Below are 22,078 nucleotides of genomic sequence, written 5' to 3' on the forward strand. Positions count from 1 at the left end.
ATCAGGCTGTGACGGGATAATGGGAAATGCGCCGGGCGCCAAGATAACCCAACAGGATAGTCGGAATGAGCAGCCCGAGAAGAGTGCGCATCAAACGTGAATTCAAATCGGAAAGTGGTTGGGGCTGGTATTGGAAACGAGGAAAATTATTGTAGTCTTCCGGTGTCAACGCAATATTTTTCAATGCCCTGGGTATAAAAAACCCCTGCCAATCAGTGTAAAACCGGTCAACCTGCCCCATGAAGTGCTGGTAACGGCTATTTCCAGTTCCTGCTATATCATTCAAACCTCCCTGCATGATAATCGCGGGAGATGAGAAACCCAGCCAGTCTACGATACGTTGCTGATGCGTCAGTTGATCGTTATGCTGTGTCATGAGCTTCTCAGTCAAGCGGGCTGCAGACTGTTGCACAAGAATTCTCTTGCGAGCAGCACCCAAGTCTTTTTTGTTCAGAACGCCATCACTGCCTGACATGGCGGAATGCTCCTCCTCGTAGCGAGCTACTGAAGCGTCATACTCCTTGCTGACATCTGTCTGTATAGCGCGCAAGCTGTTGATCATCTCTACTCTGGATGGAACTGGATGCGCCACATTTACGGCGACGCTAAGTAACGTTGGCACGATCAGTGAAAACACTACCCATAGGCCTATCAGAACCAGCACATTATGTTCCGAGCTTTTGCCCTGAATGGAAACCACAGCTGTAACGGAAAACCAGAACAAAGCATAAGCGATGGCGAGTCCAACCCACCATGCGAGACGTACCGCAACATCGGTCGAGAATGACTGAAAAGTGTTCTCGAAAGCAACAAATCCGAGGGTTACCGTCGCCAGCGGCAGAATAAGCAACGCGGCCCTGCATGCAAGCTTGGCAAGAAGCACGATGCTGAGCTGAATAGGATTCGCCATGAGTATTGCCAGCGTACCTTGTTCGCGCTCGCCTGAAAGGGCGTTGTAGGACAACGCGATAATGAGCAATGGTAAGAGATAAACCATAAAAAACGCCAGATCGAAATGACCAATGAGGAGGTTGCCTGGATTCTCAATCTCCTCGTTGAAAGTAAACGTTTCCTTGCTGTCGGCGGATATTAAAATGTAGGAAGGATTCAAGTCACTCTGACCGATAGCGGTCGAGGCAAGAGGGCCGGGAGGAAGAACCGCATAGGTAGCTGCATGGCGGCTTCCGATCCACAGGGGATTTGCTGGATTCCGGAAAGCGCTTGAAGCGATATACTCGCCTTTCTGCATCGCAACCAGCTTCTGGAGATTATGGTTTAATCTCAGCTGTTCCTCTTTTTCTGCTGCCTCCGTCGCATATCGCTGCTTCTCAACCGACGTTTTGCCGTTGACGAGGCCATACCCGGCGGCTATTGACAGCATGACCAAAATACTCCCGATCACCCTCTCCGCTTTAAAACTATGCCACTCGTGGCGAAAAACCTCGCGGAATGAAAAGAATGAAGACATGCTGGTTCCCGGCGCGCTCATACCGGTGACAAGCGGCGGGCGGCAAATATTACAATAATTCCCATCACAAATGCCCAAGTTGCCAGTATCAGGAAATTGAAGTTTTGCCGGTCCCACACCCAGCGGGTACCGGGAATTTGATACGTGAATGCCGGTATCTTTGCCCACAGCTCCGGGGCAGCTTTATACTCCTTGTTGCCATACTTCCGGTTCCTTACCAGATCGTCGCTCGTTATGCCCTGGATATGACGGCGGTATGTTTCCGCGGCACGTGCAAAATCGTTATGGTGTTCGATATCCGCCCCCGCCAGTCCCATCGAAATAGGTTGCATGGCCATCAACGGAAACACAAACCCCGCGAACGAACGTATCCTTTCCTGTTGCGCATAACTGTCCCACAACGCACTATAGGCTTTGTCAAAAATACGGTAACCGCGCATATCGTCCTCCTGTAGCGCCAATCCATCAAAATCCACGGGAAGTTCCTCAACTTTCGACACACCATACTGCTTCAATACATCATTGCGAAAACTGAGATAAGCAGGATGAGTATCGTCATGCCCAAAAGTGACTTTGCGTGCCTCGGTCAGAGCGGTCTGAAATTCTACCGCGCTAGGTGTCGGGCTTGCGCCACGCGCCAGGTCGATCATCAGGCGCGGTACGACAAAACTGTTCAGCACCCAGAAAGCGAGCAATAACACCAGAGCCTTGCGGGAGGATTTTGCGAGTGCCGAGATACCAAGCGACAATGCGATGAAACCGGCATGGTAAATCGCATAGCCCGCCATCATGAGGATCACGCGCTCGCGTAGGTTGTCGATGCTGACATGGTGCTCGGATGAGGGAAGCAGCATTATCAAGCTTCCCATTGCTAATGGCAGCATCAATGCACAGAGAGCGAGCGCGCTTGCCAGCGCTTTTCCGGCCAGCAACTGCAATGGGTGTACGCCAACGCTCAGCAATTGGCGCAGCGTACCGCGCTCCCGCTCCCCCGTAAAAGCGGAGAATGTCAGCAGGATGATTATCAGGGGTGCCAATACTTGCAATATGAAGGCAACGGATAGCTCGCCAAACCGCTGTAGTGATGTTGCATCGCGAGCCGGACGGAACTTGAATTCATTCTGCTTGTGGGCCTCCATCCAGACGCTTACGCCCACAAACGGCGTAATACCGGGATCAACAAACAATAGGGGACTGGAAGGCTTGAATGCATACTGCCCAAAATGGGCTGCACTATGCGGGTTCTTTTCGCCTTGACCAAGCCACTGAGCGTACGAAACATTCTGCGCCGCGGTCCGTTCCATCCGTGTGTGCTGCATCTGCTGCCATCCCATCAGAAATGCGCCCAGCATCAGCAGTAAAAATGTTCCCGCCATCCAGGTGAGTCTCCTGTCGCGCAACAGTTCCAGGAACTCTTTCCTGGCCACGACCGCAATGACACCGCCTCGGAGGGCCGTCCCGGAGCTGACCGCAGCATGTGATTGAACTAGGTTACTCATGCCAATTGCCCGCTCCCGGAAATCTCCAGGTATATTCGTTCCAGATCCCTGGAATCCACATCGACTGTGGCAAGTGTTGATATCAGTTTTCCGCTGCGCATGATGCCGACGTGTGTTCCGGTTTGCTTGGCGAGGAAAAGATCGTGCGTGGTCATCAGGATAGCTATATTCTTGTGTTTCAATTTTTGGAGCAGGGAGGCAAATTCGTTTGCCGCCTGGGGATCAAGACCTGATGTGGGTTCATCGAGCAACAGCGCTCTCGCATTCTTGGCCATCGCAATCGCAATTCCCACCTTTTGACGCATTCCCTTGGAATAGCCTCCCACGCGCTTGAATGCCGCTTCTCGCGCTAACCCCGCGTGATCCAGAAGTTCCAGCAACTCATCGTCAGGCCGCTTCACGCCAAGTGCGAGCGTCGTAAAGTAGGAAATATTTTCAAGGCCGGATAAACTGCCATACAACATAACGGTTTCCGGGATGTAGGCGATTTGACGCTTGGCCTCAAGTGGATTCCGGGTGACGTCAATGTTGTCCACTAGCGCTCGTCCGCTGGATGGCGGAACGAAATTTAGAAACAGGTTGATGGTGGTGGTCTTGCCCGCTCCGTTGCCGCCTAGCAGGCAAAAGATTTCCCCACCTGCCACGGTAAGATTCAACCGGTCCAATGCCAGTACGCCGTTATACCGCTTGGTGAGATCCTGAGCGTGAAGCAATGTAGCTCTCCTTTGAAGACGAACTGGATTAAAATTTGAACGAAATTCCACCCAGCACCGTAAGGGGGGCTGCTGGATTATAGGTCCTCGAACCGCTTGTTATGCCGGCGGAAGAGGCATAGCGCGCGTCGGTCAAATTGAATACCTGGACGAAGTAACGCCCCCGCATATTCCACGGTTGCGACCTTGGCTCATAGCTCGCTATTATGTCCACCGTCTCGTACCCGTCATAATATGCCTGGGTTGCCGTGGCCGTTGGCAGGTTGATTGGATAACGCCCAAATATTCTGCCTATAGCGGTAATCGCCATACCAGGAATGGGCCGCACTGTGCCTGTAAACGTTGCCATGAATTTGGGCATCCCCACGACGTCGGCACCGAGCAGGTAAGCCTGATTAGGCAAGGTTTCGGTAATTCTAGAGTTGAAGTTGGAAATCGCCGCGGTGGCCTCAAACCATTGTGCCGGCATGAACCGGATTTCAGCCTCGGTACCGATTCGCTTGGTTTTTCCGACATTGACATAATCGAGCAGGGCAGGATTTGGCAGCGCCACCTCGTTCTTGCTCTCTATCTGGTAATGGGCCACATCGATTATCAACATTGACCCTGGCGTAAGCGTGAAACCCAGCTCGAGCTGTCTGAACGTAGTTGGCTTGACTCCGATGCCAGGCGTGAATTTTGCCGCATCGCTCGGCAGCGCAAAACCGTCGGCCACGCTCAGTCGCGCTTCCAGGAGCCCCGGCCACAGCGTGGAGCGGAAGCCGAACTTGGGCGTGGTAATATCGAAATTCTCCATCTTGCCGCACTGAGCACTGGCACCGGTGCGGGTTTCGAGGCCGCGCCGGTCGCACTCCCCGTCGATAAAATCTCTGCGAATGCCGAAGGAAGGCCTGAAATAGGGGTTGAGTACCCATTCGGTTTGGGCAAACAATGAAATATAATTGGTTTTGAGATTCCGGTTAAGGGTTCCACTTCCGCCATTGACGCCTGCGGTTAGAGTGGTGGGTGTGAACTGACCATTGTTTAGCGCATCGGCATACTTGTACAAGGTTTTCTCTTCATAGCGTTCCGCTCCGAGTACCCAAGTCAGAGGCTTGAACAGAAAGTTGTGTTTGCCGTTGACGTTGAGTCCGAATCCCAGTACATCTCGATCATAATCTTCCTGCCGCTGCTGCCAGGTGGTGGCATTGGTCAGCCGTGTAAAGGACCGGCGAAATGTCTGCGTGGTGGCGTAGCCAAAAAGCGCGGCGGTTATCTGCGGCGTTATCGCATGGGAAAGGTCTCCCCTTATGGTATAGAGATCCTTGTCGGTGCCATCGTTCTGGACATTCGGATTTTTTGCGAAGAAGGCACTGCGGTTGTGGCGATTATCGTATTGATCCTGGGTGATTACGGAGGCGGTATTCGCCTCCCCGGTATGTGCCCGGCCGGCAATAGTGAAGCGCGTCTTGTCGGTAAAGTTGTACCCTGCACTGAGCGATCCGGTCTGGCGATTGGCGTCCGATTGAGGACGAAAGCCGTTGGTGGTGAAGTTTTGCACGGCAGCATTGAAATCCACTCCATAAAATTTCCCGCCGGCAGCCGCCTGCAAATCCACGGTTCCGAACGAACCACCACGCACATCCAGTTCAGCATACTTGCCGGATCGGCGGGTTTCCAACGCCACTACGCCGGCCCGGTTGAAGTTTCCATACAGGGCCGATACCGGGCCCTTGAAAATTCTCATGGCATTGATCTCCAGCGGGATGACTACGCTCATATCAGCGTAGCCGTCAGCATGGCTTGAGGCTTCATTCAATGGAATGCCGTCAATTACGAAGCCTATGTCACCGCCATGCCCGCCACCGGCAAATCCACGCAGGTTGATCGAACTAGCAACGCTGCCATAGCCGAGATACCGGACCTCCATGCCCGCCGTTTCACGGAAGAGTTGCTCCAGGTTGGCAACCTGGCGTTCCGCAATGAAATCCTTGTCGAACACATGCACGCTAAACGGCTGATTCTTGCTGATGGTAAGGTTCTGACCCTTTATGACGAGGGGTTCGAGCCTGACAACCTTCAGATCATTGGCGGCCACCTGGAAAGGAACTGACGGCTGCGTCGAGGTTTCTTGCCCTTTCTCGACGTTCTTTTCAACATCATTTATTTTTTGGGGCTGCTGGGCCAAAGCAGGTAAGGTGGAGACGAATAAGGTTGCCACCATACATCTCAGCAAGATGAATTCCTGTCTCATGGTTTTCCCTCTTTTATCCGGTTGACGGACCCCGTGTTATTGTTATCTTTATATTATTAAGAAGTATGATTATTTAATCATACGTATGAAATTTATCACAAAAACTTCACATGTCTGTCGGATAAAACTGAGATATGAAGTCGGCACAAATGAATGCCTTGTCAGGAATCCCCTACATTCCTGAATTAAATAGAGATTTGAGCGTTACGGTGGACAGCAGCCGAAAGAGCAAATTAATATCTCGGGCTGGCCCGCGATTAAAATTAAATCTCTTTATGTAACACGACACATTCTGGATCAGGAAAAATAGCAATTATCCAATTAAAATGAATGTTAACTTCATCGTGATAACGCAGAGCTTGCCAAACGAATTTGAGCTAGAAAAGCTTCCGACGGAAGGTGTCCAGCATTTTCTGCACCCGGGAACGGCAGGGGAGAACAACCCGTTCATGTTTGTGCCCCGCGGTGAGATTGCCTGCAGGGCGATGACGAAACCGCGCTGCTTTTAGCAGATTGCCGCCATGTTTGTAACGGGCAATCGCCCGCTGCTCGCCGATGGACCGATGCCGCGCTGGCAAATATACTGCCCCCTGCACTGCGGAAACAGTTGCGGATTGAGCGCAGCACGCATCAATGAGTATCAGGGAGAGAAAGGACTGATAACGGAAGTCGCTATAATTCGACTTGGGAAGATCAGTGTTTCACGTATCTTATTTGAGAAATCAGATGCGACAGCAAAACTGACAGCTGCATCGCTGCGGCACTCGATATGGTAAATTGTTCGAACTTTATCAAGGAAGGATATTAAATTTATGAAAAGCGCTTTGTTGATCCTTCCCTTTTTCGCGGGTTGCGGTTCGATGCTGGCTGACGGTACGCCCAATACCGCGGATAACGGTTCAAGGATTTACTCCATTACAAGTTTATATGACGGAGAGTCGGGATCAAGAGAGCAGACCATCAGATCCATGGACATTGATGCCAGAAATCTGTGCATGACGGGATATACGCTTATCTCTGAAGAGGCGCGGCCAATCATGGGGCCCACCGGCGGGGTCACGTCCTCACGCCTTATTTGGGAAATCAAATGCGACAAGAAGCCAGAAGAAACGTCACCCTAGCAGCCTGACGGACTAAAAAGGGAAATTGGTTGCAAAAGCCGAGTGTAAAGCATCGGGTCGGACCCTATCTCGCCATCTTCGCCTCATATAGAACGACTACTGGCTTTTAAAGTCATCAAAATCTGTCCCCCACAGTCATTTTTTTACTTTGATTCTTTAAATCCGGCACGCTGCCAGCCCGGATATTTCACTCCAAGGGTCAACGGTATAAATTGAATTTCAGATCAATTGATCGAATGCATTAGTCATAATAATTTTAGGGTCAGGTGCTGCATGGATTCTCGCCGAACTTCATAAGCTCCAGGTATTCCGTGAATTTGTATTCCCGTCTCGTGCGGTAGCGCACTGAAGGAGTGGGCAAATGCTTTGTATTATTCTTGTACAGCAGCATTGCTAAACAGATGAAAGGAATCTCACCATGAATTATCCTGCAACAACTAAAAATGAAGCGCCGCGATCCTCACAGTTCATTACCCACGCAGGTTTCAGCGCGCTGGGTTTGGCATTGATTCTGTTTATATATGGTTCAGCCCATGCCCAGACCGGGCCAATGGATAGTCCCTCAGCCGGACAATCCGGAGCCGGACAATATAAGCCGGGGAAGACTCCTGCCGGGCAGGAGTATGGCACCATAAAAAAAGGCGAGCCTAAGAAGAAACCGGATAGTTCGAGCGAAAAAAAGGAAACGAAGCCTGGTACCGAGTCCATCATTGACCGTGATAAAAGAGAGAGTCACGAAGGGTCCGGTCCTGATCCACTTGGCCGGTATTAGCCTCGCCGGCTAAATGGCTCCGGGGGTTCTTCCGGGATTCAATCGTGAAGAGTTGGTTGCGGAACGCCTCTGGGTCTTTCGGGACTTATAGGCCTAGAATACGACGTTACTGCAGTTTTACTTAACTGACGAGTTGGCGCAAGAGAGTAGCCAACGACTCCAGCACGCTTCCTTATGAAAAACGGCTGAACAGATCATGGCAACCAGATTCTTCCACACACCATTTGCATTTCTTGAACGGTGGGCGGGAATTAGGTGATAGCCGCATCGCTTGCAGCAAAAAGGCTATTCTAAACTGGAATAAATGCTCGTCCAACGGGCCCCCATCGCTTTCCTTAGTAGGCAAATACGTCTCCTTTCAGGAGCTTCGTATGAAAATCAACCAGATTAACGGCCTGATCAAAGCCGCTTTCTCATCCTGGCTCGACGATTATGCGCCTAGCATGGGCGCCGCGCTGGCTTACTACACAATGTTTTCAATAGCGCCACTTTTATTGATTGTGATTTCGACAGCGGGCTTTGTCTTCGGCGAAGAAGCCGTGCGTGGGGAAATTTTTGGTCAGTTACAGGGCTTGATGGGGGATCAAGGCGCGCAAGCTGTGCAGGGCTTGCTTGAGAGTGTGAGTGAGCCGAAAGAGGGCATTGCGGGCACGGTCATTGGAACCATCTTGCTGCTCATCGGTGCAACGACGGTATTTGCCGAATTGCAGGATGCATTCGACCGTATTTGGCGTGCTCCAGGTAAAGATCTGGATGGAGGATTGTGGCGGCTGATCCGATCCCGGCTACTGTCCTTCGGAATAATACTCGGAATAGGTTTCCTGATGATGGTATCGCTCGTATTCAGCGCTGCGATGGCCGCATTAGGGAAATGGTGGGGACCTTATTTTGCAAGTCTTGAAATATTGGCGACCGTGCTGAATTTTTTGTTCAGCTTTGCCTTAACGACCGTCATGTTCGCGATGCTTTACAAATTTATGCCGCGAGTCAAGATTCATTGGCAGGATGTCTGGGCTGGTGCAACCGTAACCGCATTATTGTTTACGGTGGGAAAACTTCTGATAGGCATCTATATTGGGAAAAGCGCCGTTAGCTCGGGATTTGGTGCAGCAGGTTCGCTCGTGGTAGTACTGGTGTGGGTCTATTATTCGGCTCAGATCTTTTTACTGGGGGCTGAATTCACCTGGGTATATGCTCGTGCGCACGGATCGAGAAAAGAATCGGCGCAATCTGAAATGCCGAGCGCATCACGGCCGGGTAGAACGGAAGTAACAGAAACATGGTGCAGCCGGGGCCAATTGCCGCCATGAGGTGGTCCTGGGCGGATAAACATGGAAAATGGTGTCCTCAGTAGCGGCTTATCGTGACGAGGGTATTCCCGGCATTCTGGCGGCCTCTTCCGGACTAATCCTGCCGTCGCGATCCAGGTCAGCGGCTTCCCGGTTTGCCTGGTTCAGTTTGTCTTTTACGGGATCACTCCCGATCGCTGAACCGGTATTTGGATAATTCGGCTGTATCGGCCTGGTGCCGCTTTGTCCCCCAGGGGGTTGGCCAATAATGGAGCCGTTCTGACCTGATGGAGGCTGACCGATTACGGACCTGTTCTGTCCTTGAGGGGATTGCCCCCCGACGGGCTGGGCATGAGTCAAACCAGTTCCCGTGAAGATCAGTGCGCCAGCAAACGCTAGTGATCGGGCCGATGGTATTGAAAGTTTCATGGCACTTCTCCTTGGCGTGGCAAAATTGCTACAAAATATTTTACGTGAACACATCAAGAATTTCGGTGCGGAAACCCACTAAGGCGGAGATCAAGCCACAATTTCTTTTATTCCGAATCCGGCAGCGAACTCACCAGAAGAGAAAGAGAAGCGTCAAATGATGTCAGATCTCTATGGGCCTTCTTAAAAAGGAGTGGTCAACCGCCGGTTTTTTGTTGTCGGTCATTCGTGGGAGATGACTTTATGACTGAGGGTGCCGCAGCGGTTGGCGATGCTGGAGATATCTGTTTCAATATACGTTGCGTAAATCGTTTAGGTTCCCAGTCATAAAGTTTTTCTCCCAAACTGAACGCTTTTTTCTGTAGTTTTGTCCGGCGCCGGTCAATTAATCCATGCAGCGTTTTTATCACCTCGGAATCAACGGATGCATAAGTTCCCCGCGCAATTTCCTGTGAAAGCATTGCAAGGTCGTGATCGTTTCCCAGACAGTCAGCCAATTGATCAATCCATTTCAAGATTTTTACTACGCTACCCTTCTCGGAAGGATGAAGATCCTCCACCGCATTCAGCAAATATTTCACCTGCTTTCGCCATTCATGGAGCGCTTCCGGTGTTCGAGCCGCCTCAGCCTCAGCACGTGCTTTGAGACCTTTCCGATAGACGCGCCGTAACCCTGTCTCGACGGCTTCGAAATCAATAGACGAAAATTCCTCTTTTTTTGCCAGCGTGATGCAGTCTTTAAGTAGCCGGATGCAGTTCTTCAGCTCGGTTGGCGTGTGTAGAAAATGGCGTCGCGCCTTTGTCAGATTTGCGTGCAATATTTTCTGAAGGGGAGCAAGGTTCACGCCTTGCAGCTTGTCGCCGTACCGGTCATGCAGCGAATCAAAGGCGTCAATTAATGATCTTGCATCACGGAACGGCGACAGGAAGCGACCTGCATCCCTGAGCCTGGAGTTTTCCGTTTCATAAGTGTGCTTGCTCATTCCGTCTTGCAATAGCCGCAGTGCCGCGCGTGCTTTCTTCAGAGACTTGCGTGCGTCGTGAATTGATTCATCCGAAATGGGCGGCGGCGCCTTCAGGTACTTCAATGCTTCACTGATTGCTGTGTGCAGCATTCCGTAAGCGGGATTACCCGATGTAGCGGCGCGAGCGGTCTGCAAGGCACGTTTCATCGCTTGTTATTGGCGGGTGTAGCGCCCGGCGGCACTGTTGGTCAACGCTTCTTCCGCTTCTTTCGGGCTGCCATGCCTGATATTCACTCCAGGTGCTCCTTAAAATTCATTAGATCTATCAATGGTCCCAATTTAACATATCCTGGCAAGAATTTATTGGCTGCCAGCCAGTCGGCTTAAAGGAAGCTGGCTGCAAAAGCCGGATGCGCTTGGACAAATGCGCCGCGGGACACTAAAGCAAATATAACGATATCGATGCAGATAGATTTTGCGCAACTACTAAGATAATAATCTGCTATTTAAGAAGTGCAATCTGAACTATCCAACATTCCCGCGATCTGAGTAAGGACATGACTATCCTGAAAAGTAAGAATCCGCGCCAGCAACAAGCTTACGCTGATGCGAAGAAGAAAGCCGAAGATGTGATAAAGCCTCCTTCTCCAAAACAAGAGAAGAGAGAATTATTATTGCCTCATGATCGAGACGAGACAACCGGCTCGGCAAGTACTGCTTCCGCCACGGCACATCAGGAATCGCGCGATACGGTACAACAGGCCGTAGAAGACATTGAGCGTGGACTGAAGGATACTGAGCGCAGAGGCATCCCATCGGATGTTCCCCCCGGAATTGGTAAGAAGCGGCGGTAGGAGCCGGGATTTCCCCGGGATTTGTGCCAAATTTTGATCGCCAAGTCGTTCTTCCAGGTGTCCGGACAAGTGCTGCATGGCGCCCCGTCTTTTTGTGTCAGAAGTAGATGCACCACACTATATTTTATGAAGTATAATCTCTTGACTAAACGTTAGTTTCCCTTTAAATTGCTGTATCTCTTCTCTCTGGAAATTTTCTAAAAGGATTTCACTGTGACTGGTCTTATTGATTTACCGTGGTGGGGTTATATCGTAGTTATTCTGGCTCTCACTCATATCACTATTGCCAGCATCACAATCTATCTTCATCGCCATCAAGCTCACCGTTCTCTGGAGCTGCATCCGCTGCCCAGCCATTTTTTCCGTTTCTGGCTATGGCTCACTACCGGCATGGTCACCAAGGAATGGACAGCGATACACCGTAAGCATCACGCCAAGTGCGAAACTGCTGACGATCCACATAGTCCCCAAGTATTGGGTATCAATAAAGTACTGAGGGAAGGATCGGAACTCTACCGGAAAGAAGCCAAGAATCTGGAAACACTCGAAAGATATGGTCACGGTACACCGGATGACTGGCTGGAGCGCAATGTCTACTCCGGTCAAAGCCGCAAGGGTGTCGCGCTGATGCTGATCATCAATCTCATTCTGTTCGGAACCATGGGGCTTACGATCTGGGCGATACAGATGGCCTGGGCGCCGATCATGGCTGCCGGCGTCATCAACGGAATTGGACACTTCTGGGGATATCGCACTTTCCAGGCAGAGGATGCCAGCCGCAATATTGTTCCTTGGGGCATCCTCATTGGCGGGGAGGAATTGCATAATAATCATCACGCTTATGCGACTTCCGCGCGATTATCCAATAAATGGTACGAGTTCGACATCGGCTGGATGTACATATGTATTCTGCAATCGATGGGATTGGCCCAGGTGAAGAAAGTGGCCCCCAAACTGCGCCTTGATGCGGCCAAGACAACATGTGATCTCGATACGCTGCAAGCGGTCATTTCTCACCGCTATGAAGTACTTGCAAAGTATGCTCAATCGCTCAAGCAAACACTGGCCAAGGACGTCGATCATCTGAAGGAAGCGGCTACGAATCTTGGTGTGGATCGACCTACGCTTAAACGATGGGTACTTGCCGACTCCAGAACCCTGCAAGAAGACGAGCGCGCCAAGTTGAGTCTGGTGCTGAGCAAAACTATCACCCTCGACAAGGTCTATACAATGCGTGAAGAGCTTATGGCGGTATGGCAACGCTCCACGACATCCAAAGATGAGCTGGTCAAGCAATTAGAGGACTGGTGTCACCGTGCCGAGGAAAGTGGCATCGAGGTGCTGCAAAACTTCTCCCGCAGGTTACGTTGCTACGCCTGAGAAATTAAAAGCAGAGAGGTATGGATCCAAATAAAAAACCCGCTAATAGCGGGTTTTTTATTTGGGACTCCGGGTTTTGCCGGAGATATCATTATAGGCAGCCGGGTCCCGCTGCTATGAAAGTCCTATTTGAGTTTGATTTCCTTGTATTTGACGTGCTTTCGCGCTACCGGATCAAACTTCAGAATCTCTAATTTTTCCGGCGTGGTGCGTTTATTCTTGGTGGTGGTATAGAAATGACCAGTGCCAGCCGAAGATTCAAGTTTTATTTTTTCCCGCATAATGATGTCCTTAGATGCCGAAGCCTGAATAGCGCTTCATGATGTTTTTAAATGCGGTCGCCGCGGGCACGCATATCGGTCAGTACCGCGTCAATACCGTTCTTATCTATTGTCCGCAGCGCCACGTTCGACAGGCGCAGGCTGATCCAGCGATTCTCGCTTTCCACCCAGAATCGGCGACGCTGCAAATTAGGTAGAAAGCGCCGCTTGGTCTTGTTGTTAGCGTGGGAAACATGGTGGCCAGTCATCGGTTTCTTGCCGGTTACTTCACATACGCGTGCCATGATAAGCCACTCCAGAGTTCGAAAAACGCCTATTATATCCCGATTTCAAAGATTTTCTCAAATCAAATCAATCCTCGCTCGGCGAACGACATAGCTGTTCCGCCGCCAATTATAAAATGATCCAGGACCTTTACATCCACCAGCGCAAGCGCTTGCTTGAGCGAGTGGGTCAGGATTTCATCGGCTTGACTCGGTTCCGCTACACCAGAAGGATGATTGTGGGCAAAGATAATAGCGGCGGCGTTATGGTGCAGCGCCCGCTTTACCACCTCTCGCGGGTATACGCTGGTCTGGGTGAGCGTGCCATTGAACAGCTCCTCGGCTGCGATAGTACGATTCTGGGAATCGAGAAAAATGCCGATGAAAATCTCGTGCTTCTTGCCTTCAAGACTCAGGCGCAAATAATCGCGCACTGATTCTGGTGAACTCATGGTGTCACCCGTTTTCAGTTTTTCTTCCAGGGCGCGCCGCGCCATTTCCAGTACTGCCTGTAGCTGGGCGTATTTGGCTGGCCCCATTCCAGGCACCTGGCAAAAAATGACTTGATTCGCGGCAAACAGACCTGTTAAACCGTCAAAATGCTTGAGTAATTCACGCGCCAGATCCACAGCGCTTTTTCCCTTTATACCCGTTCGCAGGAATATCGCCAGGAGTTCGGCATCGGAAAGATTCGTCGCTCCGTTCTTCAGGAGTTTTTCGCGCGGACGTTCGGATTCGGGCCAGTCTGGAATTGCCATAATGTAATGGTAACGGCAAAAGTAAAGCGAAGTTGAATTGGAATACCGGAAAGGCGACCTTCTCGAAGAAAGGCCATTCCCTTTAATAAAGTGCCGTTTTTAGGTTAAACTCCTGTTTCTCTACCGAAATGATTCCATTCCACGTGACTATGATCGACACATCCTTGGCCACTGACAGGCATCTGCTGCTGGGGTTGACCGGTGGTGTGGCCGCATACAAGGCAGCGGAACTCGCACGCCTTCTGATACATGAAGGCATGGATGTGCAAGCGGTAATGACCGAGTCAGCACGGCATTTCTTGGGTACCGCGACGTTACAGGCGTTAACCGGTAAACCGGTATTCACGGATCTTTGGGACACCAGTATTGCCAGCAGCATGGCTCATATTGATCTTTCGCGCAACGTTGATGCCATTCTTGTCGTTCCCGCCAGCGCGGATTTTATTGCCAAGCTTGCCTGTGGACTTGCCGATGATCTACTTTCGACGCTGTGCCTTGCGCGCGATTGTCCGTTGATGATTGCCCCCGCCATGAATCGGCAAATGTGGGAAAATCCCGCGACTCAGCGTAATATTTTTACGCTAAAGCGCGACGGGGTGACGATACTCGGTCCCGCCAGCGGCGTCCAGGCCTGCGGTGAGATCGGCATGGGCCGCATGCTGGAAGCGCCCGAGCTTGCTGAAACAATATGTGCTTTTTTCCAGCCAAAGCTGCTGCAAGGCAAGCGCGTGCTCATTACCGCGGGACCTACCTACGAAGCTATCGACGCGGTCAGAGGCATCACTAACTTAAGTTCGGGAAAAATGGGTTACGCGGTGGCCCGCGCGGCGCTCGAAGCGGGAGCGGAAGTCACGCTTATTTCCGGTCCAGTGTGCCTGGAAGCTCCCGTGGCGGCCAGGCTCGTCAATGTGGTGAGCGCACGGGATATGCTGGCGGCTGTAAAAAAAGAGATCTCCCGCATCGATATTTTTGTGAGCGTCGCGGCGGTGGCGGATTACCGCGCCATCAATACGAATAAACAGAAAACAAAAAAAACGGAGGGCGGCATCACGCTGGAGTTCATACCTAACCCTGATATCCTGGAGTATGTCGCAACTCTGCCCCAACCCCCTTTTTGCGTGGGCTTTGCGGCAGAGACCGAAAATCTGGAAAGAAATGCCGAAGCCAAGCGGCGCAAGAAAAAACTGCCGCTACTCGCCGCCAATCTGGCACAGGATGCCATCGGTTCCGATGAAAGTACGTTGACTTTATTTGATAACGACGGCAAGAATAATCTACCGAAAGCGCCAAAAATTGAGCAAGCGCGACGGTTGATTAAACATATTGCATCGTTGTACGAGAAACAAACCGAAAAATAAATCCGGACAGGCTGACATGACAAAAATTGACATCAAAATTCTCGATCCACGTTTGAAAAATCAATTGCCGGCTTACGCGACCTCCGGTTCCGCGGGTCTGGATTTGCGGGCGTGCATTGATCATGTAATGACCATCGAACCTGGTGAGGCCAATCTTATCCCCACCGGCATCGCCGTCCATCTTGCCGATCCCGGGCTTACCGCGATGGTACTTCCGCGCTCCGGGTTGGGTCACAAGCATGGCATTGTCCTGGGGAATCTGGTCGGTCTTATCGATTCCGATTACCAGGGGCAGATATTCGTGTCCTGCTGGAATCGCGGACATAGCCCTTTTCCGCTGAATCCGCTGGAGCGCATCGCCCAACTTGTAGTGGTGCCGGTGGTGCAGGTGGATTTTAACGTGGTTGATGACTTTGAGCTGAGTCACCGGGGTGCGAATGGTTTCGGCAGTACCGGCAAGCATTGAACCGGCTTCGGTTGCGCGCCATGGTTCGCCAGCACTTCTTGCGCTATTTGACTTTTACTTTCCCGGACAAATTCTCTGCAGCTGCCCGGCTCAGGTTAATACGCATTCTTGCAATTCTTTTTATTTTTCTTTTGCCGGCGGCAGCTCATGCCGAAATGCCGGTAAGCCAACTCAGGATTTCAGGTCATACTGTTTCCGCGGAAGTTGCGCACACCCATGATACCCGTTCGCAAGGACTGATGTTTCGACAGTCGATGGGTGAGAATAACGGGATGCTATTTGTGTTTTCCTATATTGGCCGGCAGAGTATGTGGATGATGAATACCGATATTCCGTTGAGCGTCGCTTTTATCGATGGAAAAGGGGTGATTCTCAACATTGCCGATATGATGCCCAACACTAAAACAGCGCATAGTTCCGCCGGTGCGGCAAAATATGCGCTGGAAATGAATCGTGGCTGGTTCAAGACAAGAAATATTACAGCAGGCGCACGGGTTATGGGGCTAGAAAAGGTACCGGCAGCGGAGTGAGCGAACGTGTCTTACCGCATTCCCGGCAACATTCCCTTCATCCCTCGCAGCATTTTTGCCATCCCACCTTTATTCATCATTTTCATCATCTTCTGCGTTTGTTCGAATTGCGCCAGCAGGCGGTTCACTTCCTGCACCGGGACACCCGCTCCTGTGGCGATGCGACGCTTGCGTGACGCCTTCAGAATTTCCGGTTTGAGTCGCTCTTGCGGCGTCATGGCATTGATGATGCCCTCGGTGCGCCCCATGACCTTGTCGTCCATTTTTACCTTCTGCGCAGCTTGAGTCAATTGTGCGGGTAATTTGTCCATCATGGCGCTCATGCCGCCCATATTTTTCATTTGTTGAAACTGCATTTTAAAATCGTTCAGATCGAAGCTCTTGCCCGATTTTATCTTCTTTGCCAGTTTCTCAGCCTCTTGCTGATCCACGCCGCGCTGGGCTTCCTCAATCAATCCCAGCACATCTCCCATGCCGAGAATGCGTGAGGCCATGCGATCTGGATGAAATGCCTCCAACCCGGTCATTTTTTCAGCTACGCCGGCAAATTTTATGGGCTTGCCGGTGACCTGAAGCACGGACAGCGCGGCTCCACCCCGGGCATCGCCATCAAGCTTGGTGAGGATAACCCCTGTCAAGGGCAACGCCTCGGCAAATGCCTTTGCGGTATTGACCGCGTCCTGCCCTTGCATTGCGTCCACCACGAATAGGGTTTCGATAGGCTTCAGCAGCGTTTCCAGCTCTCTGATTTCCTCCATCATGGCTTCGTCGATAGCCAATCGTCCAGCGGTATCCACAATCATGACATCGTGGAAATGCCGGCGAGCAAAATCCAGGGCGGCGGCGGCAATTTCTTTTGGTTGCTGCCCCGCGTGGACAGGAAAGAAGTCCGTGCCGGTTTGCTTTGCCAGCAGTTCCAGTTGCTGAATGGCGGCGGGCCGATAAGTGTCGCAGGAAACCAGCAATACCTTTTTCTTCTTCTGTTCCATCAACCATTTCGCGAGTTTACCGCTGCTGGTCGTCTTGCCGGCACCCTGCAGTCCCGCCATGAGGATGACTGCCGGCGGTACGGTCGCCAGGTTGATATCGGCCTTTTCTCCTCCCATGATGGCGATAAGTTCCTGATGTACCACACCCACCAGCGCCTGTCCCGGTGAGAGGCTGCTCATGACTTCCTTGCCGACGGCTTTTTCCTTGACGCGTGCAATAAATTCCTTAACCACCGGTAAGGCCACATCGGCCTCCAAGAGCGCCATGCGCACTTCACGCAATGCGTCCTGGATGTTGGCTTCAGTCAGCCGTGCTTCGCCCCGCAGGGTTTTGATAACAACGGAAAGCCGGTTGGTAAGATTGTCGAACATGCTAAATGCCCCTCAAGAAAAATTGGTGTAGACTAGCCGGAATTCCGCTTTAGTCCGCAATGTCAATGTCCGTTATTCTAGCCTATGTTGCCGCTTGTCTGCTTTATGGTCTGATTGGTTGGCATTTCTGGCGCACCAGATGGAATGCCCCCGTACGATCATCAGGCGACATCATTATAGCTGCGGGATGGGAGCGTTATGCCATTCTTGCGCCACTGCTGCTGCATGGCTATACGCTTTATCAGTCCGTATTCTCTGGCGCCGGATTGAATTTTGGCGTGGGCAGCGCGGTTTCGTCCATCGTATGGCTTACCGCCACGATTTACTGGCTGTCCGGTTTCTTCTATCGTCTGGAAGGATTGCAGACCCTGGTGGCGCCGGTGGCAGCGGTGGCGGTGCTGCTGCCCCTGGTGTTTCCATCGCTGCGTCCTTTGGCCAATACGGAATTACCCGCTTTCAAGGCTCACATCTCCATCGCCATGCTGGCATACAGTCTGCTGACCATTGCCGCCCTCCATGCATTGCTGATGGCGGTGGTGGAGCGTCGCCTGCATCATCCGTCAATGCCATCGGTGCTGGCCAATCTGCCCCCGCTTCTTACGATGGAGAAATTGTTGTTCCGTGTCATCTGGGTGGGATTCATACTGCTCACGCTGACGCTCCTCAGTGGCATTATTTTCTCGGAGGAAGTATTCGGTCAGCCGCTCAAATTCACCCACAAGACTCTGTTTGGTATCATATCCTGGGGTGTTTTCGCCGCGCTGCTAACGGGTAGGCAGCTTTACGGCTGGCGCGGACGCATCGCTATCCGCTGGACACTGGCTGGATTCATTATTCTGCTGTTGGCCTATCTCGGCAGTAAATTTGTACTGGAAGTGATACTGCAGCGCTAGCGGCCTGTCGGACTTGAAGAATCGAAGCGAAAAAGTGACTGAGCGAGGACAGGTTTTGACGATTTTGAAGGCCAATAGTTATTCCATCGACTGAAAAGCGGCGAACCATGGGCCGGCCGGATGCTTTAGGACTGCTTTTGCAGTTGATTTCCTTTAAGTCCGATAGGCTGCCAGGTACACAGTGCGCAGGGAAACGGGTTTAGATGGATCTACCGATCGTCAAAAATTTCAGGCAGTCGAATTTTTGATCAGTACCCTCCAATTCTGAATTTTTTCTACTTGCATAGAGGCGTTTTTGGAAGACATGCCGTTGTATGTGCTGCTAGTGGCACTGGTTGTTTTATTGATTCTATCCGCTTTTTTTTCCCTTTCTGAAACCAGCATGATGGCCATCAACCGTTACCGGTTGAAACATCTTGCAAAAGAGGGACACCACGGCGCTCGCCTGACCTCTCAACTATTGCTGAATACCGACAGACTTCTGGGCGTGATTCTGCTTGGCAATAATTTGTTGAATGCCGCGGCCGCGACGCTGGTTGCGGTGATTATCTCAAATTTTTTCGGGCAGAACGATCTGGCCCTGTTTATCGGAACGATATGCGTGACCTTCGCCATCCTGGTGTTCAGCGAAATTACCCCCAAGGTGATCGCCGCTGCCTACCCCGAGCGCATTGCGCTGGCGTCGAGTTACGTCTTGACCCCATTGCTGAAAGTTGTCTACCCCGTGGTATGGTTCGTCAACCTGTTCGTACAGGCGCTGCTCACCATTTTGCGCCTGAAGCCCAGGGAGGATAGCGCCGCGCAAACAGTCAGCCTGGAAGAGCTCAAAACGCTGGTACTGGAAGCGGGACACTTCATTCGTAAAAAGCACCAAAGTATGCTGCTCAATCTGTTCGACCTTGAGACCGTCACCGTTGACGACGTCATGGTACCGCGCGGTCAGATCGAAGCGATAGATCTGGGCGCCGACGATGAAACCATCCACAATCAACTGTTAACCTGCCATCACACCCGTCTGCCGGTATACCGGGGAACGCCGGACAACGTGACCGGCATCATTCATGTGCGCAAAGTACTGAACCAGATGAGAAGCGGCGAGATTACCGCCGCGATACTAGAGAAAATCATGCGCGAGCCCTACTTTATTCCGTCCGGCACGCCCCTGTTTTCGCAACTGCAATTGTTCCAGGAAAACCGCGAGCGCGTTGGCCTCATCGTGGATGAGTATGGCGAATGGATGGGATTGGTGGCGCTGGAGGATATCGTTGAAGAAATTATCGGGGAATTCACTACACACGCACCGACACAAGCACGTATATTGGTGAAACAGGAGGAGAATGGCAGTGTCATAGTGGAAGGCAGCAGCCTGCTGCGCGATCTTAATCGAAAGCTGGGGTTACAGCTGCCTCTCGGCGGCCCTAAGACCCTTAATGGCCTCATTCTGGAACACTTCCAGGATATCCCTGAGGCCGGCACCAGTCTGAAAATCGCGGATTATCCAATGGAAATCCTCCAGACTCAGGATCGGGTGGTCAAGGTAGTCCGAATTTTTCCCAGTCTGACGGCAGCTGCAGGAACTGGGGAGCCGGTCACGGATTAGCAATTCTGACGCCGCGATCTTGATGTCATTTAATTACCTATTGCAATACTCTCCATTTTTTTTTATTTCGCTTTGCTCCATTGCTGGTCTGATGGTGGGCAGTTTTTTGAATGTCGTTATTTACCGTTTGCCGAAAATGATGGAACGGGAATGGCGGCGGCAATGCGCCGAGTTGCGTGGGGAACCGGTTGAGGTGGAGTCCCCATTCAATATCGTTATTCCGCGTTCCGCCTGTCCTCATTGCGGACACAAAATAACCGCCCTCGAGAATATTCCAGTAGTGAGTTATGTATTTTTAGGAGGGCACTGCTCCCAATGCCATGCATCCATTTCCACGCGTTATCCTGTTGTTGAGGTTTTAACCGCCTTTATCAGTGGTTTCATAGCCTGGCATTTCGGCTATGGCTTTGCTGCTTTCGCGGCGCTGGCCTTTGTCTGGGCAATGATGGCGCTGGCATTCATCGACATGGATACGCAGCTACTCCCCAACGACATTACGTTACCTTTGCTGTGGGGAGGATTACTGGTCAATCTGGGCGATGGTTTCACCGACATCCGCTCCGCGGTTATCGGTGCCGTTGCCGGTTATCTTGCGCTGTGGTCGGTATACTGGTGCTTCAAACTTATTACCGGCAGGGAAGGCATGGGGTATGGTGATTTCAAATTGCTTGCCGTGATCGGCGCGTGGCTCGGATGGCAAATGCTGCCACTGGTCATTCTGTTTTCTTCCCTGGTGGGAGCCATAGCAGGTATCGGACTGATAGTGATTGCAAAGCACGGGCGTCACGTTCCCATTCCGTTCGGGCCATATCTGGTTGGCGGCAGCTTCGTTGCCTTGTTCTGGGGAAATCAGATCAATAGCGCCTATCTTGATTTATTTTAACCTAAGTCCGGTAATTAGACGGGTGGAGTGCATGGTTTTTGGGGTACATGACAAGGCGCAACGACGCGGCATGGTCATTCCATTCCAAGGAGTTGCAACGTAGCCATGTGCCGCAAAAACCGTGCAATCCGCCTCGTAGCGGACTTACCCAAAAGGTGAGAATAAAATGGTGCAAAAGTTTTTTACGAATCATAGTTATGGACTGACAAAATAAGCGGTCAACTGCCGGATTTAGGTTTGATTTATGTCTTTGATAATCGGTTTAACTGGAGGAATCGGGAGCGGCAAAACTACCGCCGCGAAATTCTTTGCATCGCTGGGTGCCGACGTGGTTGATACCGATGCGATCGCGCATGAACTTACCCAGCCACAGGGCGCCGCGATTCCGGCCATTCGGAAAATATTTACCGGGAAATTCATTACCGCTGAAGGTGCGCTGAATCGGAAAGAAATGCGGGCTCTGGTTTTCTCCGACGACGGCTGGCGGCGAGAGCTTGAGGCGATTCTCCACCCTCTTATTCGTATTGAAGTGGCTCACCGTGCTGCACTTTTCTCCGCCCCCTACGGAATAGTCGTTGTGCCGTTGCTGCTGGAAACAGGCGGCTACCGTGAAATGATCCAGCGTATCCTGGTAGTGGATTGCAACGAACATGATCAGATCGCTCGTGCCATGGCCCGCACGGGAATGGATGAGCAGACTGTGCATGCCATTATGGCCAACCAGTTCTCACGTCAGGAACGATTGCGGCGAGCGGATGATGTGATTGCCAATGATGCGGATGTGTTGCATCTTCGGCAACAGGTGGATGCGCTGCACAAAAAATATCTCGCTTTGGCGAGCAAAGGTTGATTTTTAAGCGATCATTTCCCTTTCATTACAGAGCAATTTTAATGCCAATTTTGATTGTAAAATTCTGTTTCATAGGGCAATATCACATGTCTTGTCCCGCATCAATCCCGCC

General features: G+C 51.5%; 23 protein-coding genes. 12 read left to right on the top strand and 11 right to left on the bottom strand.

Annotation, left to right across the window (positions count from 1 at the left end; all coding sequences use genetic code 11):
- Position 1: 1 nt before the first annotated feature.
- The 5 genes from BLO43_RS04300 to BLO43_RS16370 form a co-directional block, all read right to left on the bottom strand.
- Positions 2-1,468: a DUF3526 domain-containing protein gene (locus BLO43_RS04300; RefSeq protein ID WP_175443854.1), complete on the bottom strand. Its 1,467-nt coding sequence runs from the start codon at positions 1,466-1,468 to the stop codon at positions 2-4.
- Positions 1,469-1,485: 17 nt separating this feature from the next.
- The gene (locus BLO43_RS04305) at positions 1,486-2,967 is read right to left on the bottom strand and encodes a DUF3526 domain-containing protein (protein ID WP_090905994.1); all 1,482 of its coding nucleotides are present in this window, start codon (positions 2,965-2,967) and stop codon (positions 1,486-1,488) included.
- Entirely contained in the window at positions 2,964-3,680 is a 717-nt protein-coding gene (locus tag BLO43_RS04310) for an ABC transporter ATP-binding protein (RefSeq protein WP_090905995.1), read from the bottom strand. Before BLO43_RS04310 ends, BLO43_RS04305 begins: the two co-directional genes overlap by 4 nt.
- A gap of 28 nt (positions 3,681-3,708) precedes the next feature.
- On the bottom strand, positions 3,709-5,913 hold the full coding sequence (locus BLO43_RS04315; RefSeq protein ID WP_090905996.1) for a TonB-dependent receptor: 2,205 nt from the start codon (positions 5,911-5,913) through the stop codon (positions 3,709-3,711).
- Between the two features lie 377 nt (positions 5,914-6,290).
- Positions 6,291-6,491, bottom strand: coding sequence for a hypothetical protein (locus BLO43_RS16370; RefSeq protein ID WP_139149238.1), 201 nt, complete (start codon positions 6,489-6,491; stop codon positions 6,291-6,293).
- A gap of 234 nt (positions 6,492-6,725) precedes the next feature.
- Here BLO43_RS16370 and BLO43_RS04330 point away from each other — a divergent pair, with 234 nt between their 5' ends.
- From BLO43_RS04330 to BLO43_RS04340, 3 genes are all read left to right on the top strand, one after another.
- Complete coding sequence (locus tag BLO43_RS04330; RefSeq protein ID WP_090905999.1) at positions 6,726-7,034, top strand: hypothetical protein; 309 nt, start codon at positions 6,726-6,728, stop codon at positions 7,032-7,034.
- A gap of 418 nt (positions 7,035-7,452) precedes the next feature.
- Positions 7,453-7,806 (top strand): hypothetical protein, encoded by a 354-nt coding sequence (locus tag BLO43_RS04335; protein ID WP_090906000.1) that lies wholly within the window; start codon positions 7,453-7,455, stop codon positions 7,804-7,806.
- 371 nt (positions 7,807-8,177) lie between these two features.
- Positions 8,178-9,116: a YihY/virulence factor BrkB family protein gene (locus BLO43_RS04340; RefSeq protein ID WP_090906001.1), complete on the top strand. Its 939-nt coding sequence runs from the start codon at positions 8,178-8,180 to the stop codon at positions 9,114-9,116.
- 48 nt (positions 9,117-9,164) lie between these two features.
- Here BLO43_RS04340 and BLO43_RS04345 read toward each other — a convergent pair whose 3' ends face one another.
- Both BLO43_RS04345 and BLO43_RS04350 read right to left on the bottom strand, forming a co-directional pair.
- Entirely contained in the window at positions 9,165-9,524 is a 360-nt protein-coding gene (locus BLO43_RS04345; RefSeq protein WP_090906002.1) for an EF-hand domain-containing protein, read from the bottom strand.
- A gap of 197 nt (positions 9,525-9,721) precedes the next feature.
- On the bottom strand, positions 9,722-10,696 hold the full coding sequence (locus tag BLO43_RS04350; RefSeq protein ID WP_090906003.1) for a CHAD domain-containing protein: 975 nt from the start codon (positions 10,694-10,696) through the stop codon (positions 9,722-9,724).
- A gap of 350 nt (positions 10,697-11,046) precedes the next feature.
- Here BLO43_RS04350 and BLO43_RS04355 point away from each other — a divergent pair, with 350 nt between their 5' ends.
- Positions 11,047-11,343 carry a hypothetical protein gene (locus tag BLO43_RS04355; protein ID WP_090906004.1) on the top strand — a complete coding sequence of 99 codons (297 nt, stop codon included), beginning with the start codon at positions 11,047-11,049 and terminating at the stop codon, positions 11,341-11,343.
- 213 nt (positions 11,344-11,556) lie between these two features.
- Positions 11,557-12,723, top strand: a complete 1,167-nt coding sequence (locus BLO43_RS04360; protein ID WP_090906005.1) for a DesA family fatty acid desaturase — start codon at positions 11,557-11,559, stop codon at positions 12,721-12,723.
- A 125-nt stretch (positions 12,724-12,848) separates the two neighbouring features.
- Here the strand turns inward: BLO43_RS04360 and rpmG are convergent, their stop codons facing one another.
- The 3 genes from rpmG to radC form a co-directional block, all read right to left on the bottom strand.
- The gene (gene rpmG / locus BLO43_RS04365; protein WP_004176237.1) at positions 12,849-13,004 is read right to left on the bottom strand and encodes a 50S ribosomal protein L33; all 156 of its coding nucleotides are present in this window, start codon (positions 13,002-13,004) and stop codon (positions 12,849-12,851) included.
- 47 nt (positions 13,005-13,051) lie between these two features.
- On the bottom strand, positions 13,052-13,288 hold the full coding sequence (rpmB, locus tag BLO43_RS04370) for a 50S ribosomal protein L28 (RefSeq protein WP_074633897.1): 237 nt from the start codon (positions 13,286-13,288) through the stop codon (positions 13,052-13,054).
- Positions 13,289-13,350: 62 nt separating this feature from the next.
- A complete protein-coding gene (radC, locus tag BLO43_RS04375) occupies positions 13,351-14,025 on the bottom strand; it encodes a RadC family protein (RefSeq protein ID WP_090906006.1) in 675 nt (224 codons plus the stop codon).
- A 149-nt stretch (positions 14,026-14,174) separates the two neighbouring features.
- Between radC and coaBC the strand changes: the two genes are divergently transcribed.
- The 3 genes from coaBC to BLO43_RS04390 are packed head-to-tail and all read left to right on the top strand — an operon-like array spanning position 14,175 to position 16,379.
- Positions 14,175-15,383, top strand: a complete 1,209-nt coding sequence (coaBC, locus tag BLO43_RS04380; RefSeq protein WP_090906007.1) for a bifunctional phosphopantothenoylcysteine decarboxylase/phosphopantothenate--cysteine ligase CoaBC — start codon at positions 14,175-14,177, stop codon at positions 15,381-15,383.
- A 16-nt stretch (positions 15,384-15,399) separates the two neighbouring features.
- Entirely contained in the window at positions 15,400-15,849 is a 450-nt protein-coding gene (gene dut / locus BLO43_RS04385; RefSeq protein ID WP_090906008.1) for a dUTP diphosphatase, read from the top strand.
- Positions 15,850-15,869: 20 nt separating this feature from the next.
- Positions 15,870-16,379: a DUF192 domain-containing protein gene (locus BLO43_RS04390; RefSeq protein WP_254773326.1), complete on the top strand. Its 510-nt coding sequence runs from the start codon at positions 15,870-15,872 to the stop codon at positions 16,377-16,379.
- 11 nt (positions 16,380-16,390) lie between these two features.
- Here the strand turns inward: BLO43_RS04390 and ffh are convergent, their stop codons facing one another.
- Positions 16,391-17,740 (bottom strand): signal recognition particle protein, encoded by a 1,350-nt coding sequence (gene ffh, locus BLO43_RS04395; RefSeq protein WP_090906009.1) that lies wholly within the window; start codon positions 17,738-17,740, stop codon positions 16,391-16,393.
- Positions 17,741-17,805: 65 nt separating this feature from the next.
- On the opposite strand from ffh, the gene ccsA reads away from it, so the two are divergent.
- From ccsA to coaE, 4 genes are all read left to right on the top strand, one after another.
- Positions 17,806-18,633 (top strand): cytochrome C assembly family protein, encoded by an 828-nt coding sequence (gene ccsA / locus BLO43_RS04400; RefSeq protein WP_090906010.1) that lies wholly within the window; start codon positions 17,806-17,808, stop codon positions 18,631-18,633.
- Between the two features lie 304 nt (positions 18,634-18,937).
- Positions 18,938-20,233 carry an HlyC/CorC family transporter gene (locus tag BLO43_RS04405; RefSeq protein WP_175443866.1) on the top strand — a complete coding sequence of 432 codons (1,296 nt, stop codon included), beginning with the start codon at positions 18,938-18,940 and terminating at the stop codon, positions 20,231-20,233.
- A gap of 22 nt (positions 20,234-20,255) precedes the next feature.
- A complete protein-coding gene (locus BLO43_RS04410) occupies positions 20,256-21,116 on the top strand; it encodes a prepilin peptidase (protein ID WP_090906011.1) in 861 nt (286 codons plus the stop codon).
- A gap of 244 nt (positions 21,117-21,360) precedes the next feature.
- Positions 21,361-21,966 (top strand): dephospho-CoA kinase, encoded by a 606-nt coding sequence (coaE, locus tag BLO43_RS04415; RefSeq protein ID WP_090906012.1) that lies wholly within the window; start codon positions 21,361-21,363, stop codon positions 21,964-21,966.
- Positions 21,967-22,078 lie beyond the last annotated feature (112 nt).

Source organism: Nitrosospira sp. Nsp13 (genome assembly GCF_900101945.1).
GTDB lineage: Bacteria > Pseudomonadota > Gammaproteobacteria > Burkholderiales > Nitrosomonadaceae > Nitrosospira > Nitrosospira multiformis_D.

Bases quoted from the DNA above. Each gene is read 5' to 3' on its own strand.
- BLO43_RS04300 (WP_175443854.1), bottom strand. From the start codon at position 1,468: ATGTCTTCATTCTTTTCATTCCGCGAGGTTTTTCGCCACGAGTGGCAT.
- BLO43_RS04305 (WP_090905994.1), bottom strand. From the start codon at position 2,967: ATGAGTAACCTAGTTCAATCACATGCTGCGGTCAGCTCCGGGACGGCC.
- BLO43_RS04315 (WP_090905996.1), bottom strand. From the start codon at position 5,913: ATGAGACAGGAATTCATCTTGCTGAGATGTATGGTGGCAACCTTATTC.
- BLO43_RS04330 (WP_090905999.1), top strand. From the start codon at position 6,726: ATGAAAAGCGCTTTGTTGATCCTTCCCTTTTTCGCGGGTTGCGGTTCG.
- BLO43_RS04335 (WP_090906000.1), top strand. From the start codon at position 7,453: ATGAATTATCCTGCAACAACTAAAAATGAAGCGCCGCGATCCTCACAG.
- BLO43_RS04340 (WP_090906001.1), top strand. From the start codon at position 8,178: ATGAAAATCAACCAGATTAACGGCCTGATCAAAGCCGCTTTCTCATCC.
- BLO43_RS04345 (WP_090906002.1), bottom strand. From the start codon at position 9,524: ATGAAACTTTCAATACCATCGGCCCGATCACTAGCGTTTGCTGGCGCA.
- BLO43_RS04350 (WP_090906003.1), bottom strand. From the start codon at position 10,696: ATGAAACGTGCCTTGCAGACCGCTCGCGCCGCTACATCGGGTAATCCC.
- BLO43_RS04355 (WP_090906004.1), top strand. From the start codon at position 11,047: ATGACTATCCTGAAAAGTAAGAATCCGCGCCAGCAACAAGCTTACGCT.
- rpmG (WP_004176237.1), bottom strand. From the start codon at position 13,004: ATGCGGGAAAAAATAAAACTTGAATCTTCGGCTGGCACTGGTCATTTC.
- rpmB (WP_074633897.1), bottom strand. From the start codon at position 13,288: ATGGCACGCGTATGTGAAGTAACCGGCAAGAAACCGATGACTGGCCAC.
- radC (WP_090906006.1), bottom strand. From the start codon at position 14,025: ATGGCAATTCCAGACTGGCCCGAATCCGAACGTCCGCGCGAAAAACTC.
- coaBC (WP_090906007.1), top strand. From the start codon at position 14,175: ATGATCGACACATCCTTGGCCACTGACAGGCATCTGCTGCTGGGGTTG.
- dut (WP_090906008.1), top strand. From the start codon at position 15,400: ATGACAAAAATTGACATCAAAATTCTCGATCCACGTTTGAAAAATCAA.
- BLO43_RS04390 (WP_254773326.1), top strand. From the start codon at position 15,870: ATGGTTCGCCAGCACTTCTTGCGCTATTTGACTTTTACTTTCCCGGAC.
- ffh (WP_090906009.1), bottom strand. From the start codon at position 17,740: ATGTTCGACAATCTTACCAACCGGCTTTCCGTTGTTATCAAAACCCTG.
- ccsA (WP_090906010.1), top strand. From the start codon at position 17,806: ATGTCCGTTATTCTAGCCTATGTTGCCGCTTGTCTGCTTTATGGTCTG.
- BLO43_RS04405 (WP_175443866.1), top strand. From the start codon at position 18,938: ATGCCGTTGTATGTGCTGCTAGTGGCACTGGTTGTTTTATTGATTCTA.
- BLO43_RS04410 (WP_090906011.1), top strand. From the start codon at position 20,256: ATGTCATTTAATTACCTATTGCAATACTCTCCATTTTTTTTTATTTCG.
- coaE (WP_090906012.1), top strand. From the start codon at position 21,361: ATGTCTTTGATAATCGGTTTAACTGGAGGAATCGGGAGCGGCAAAACT.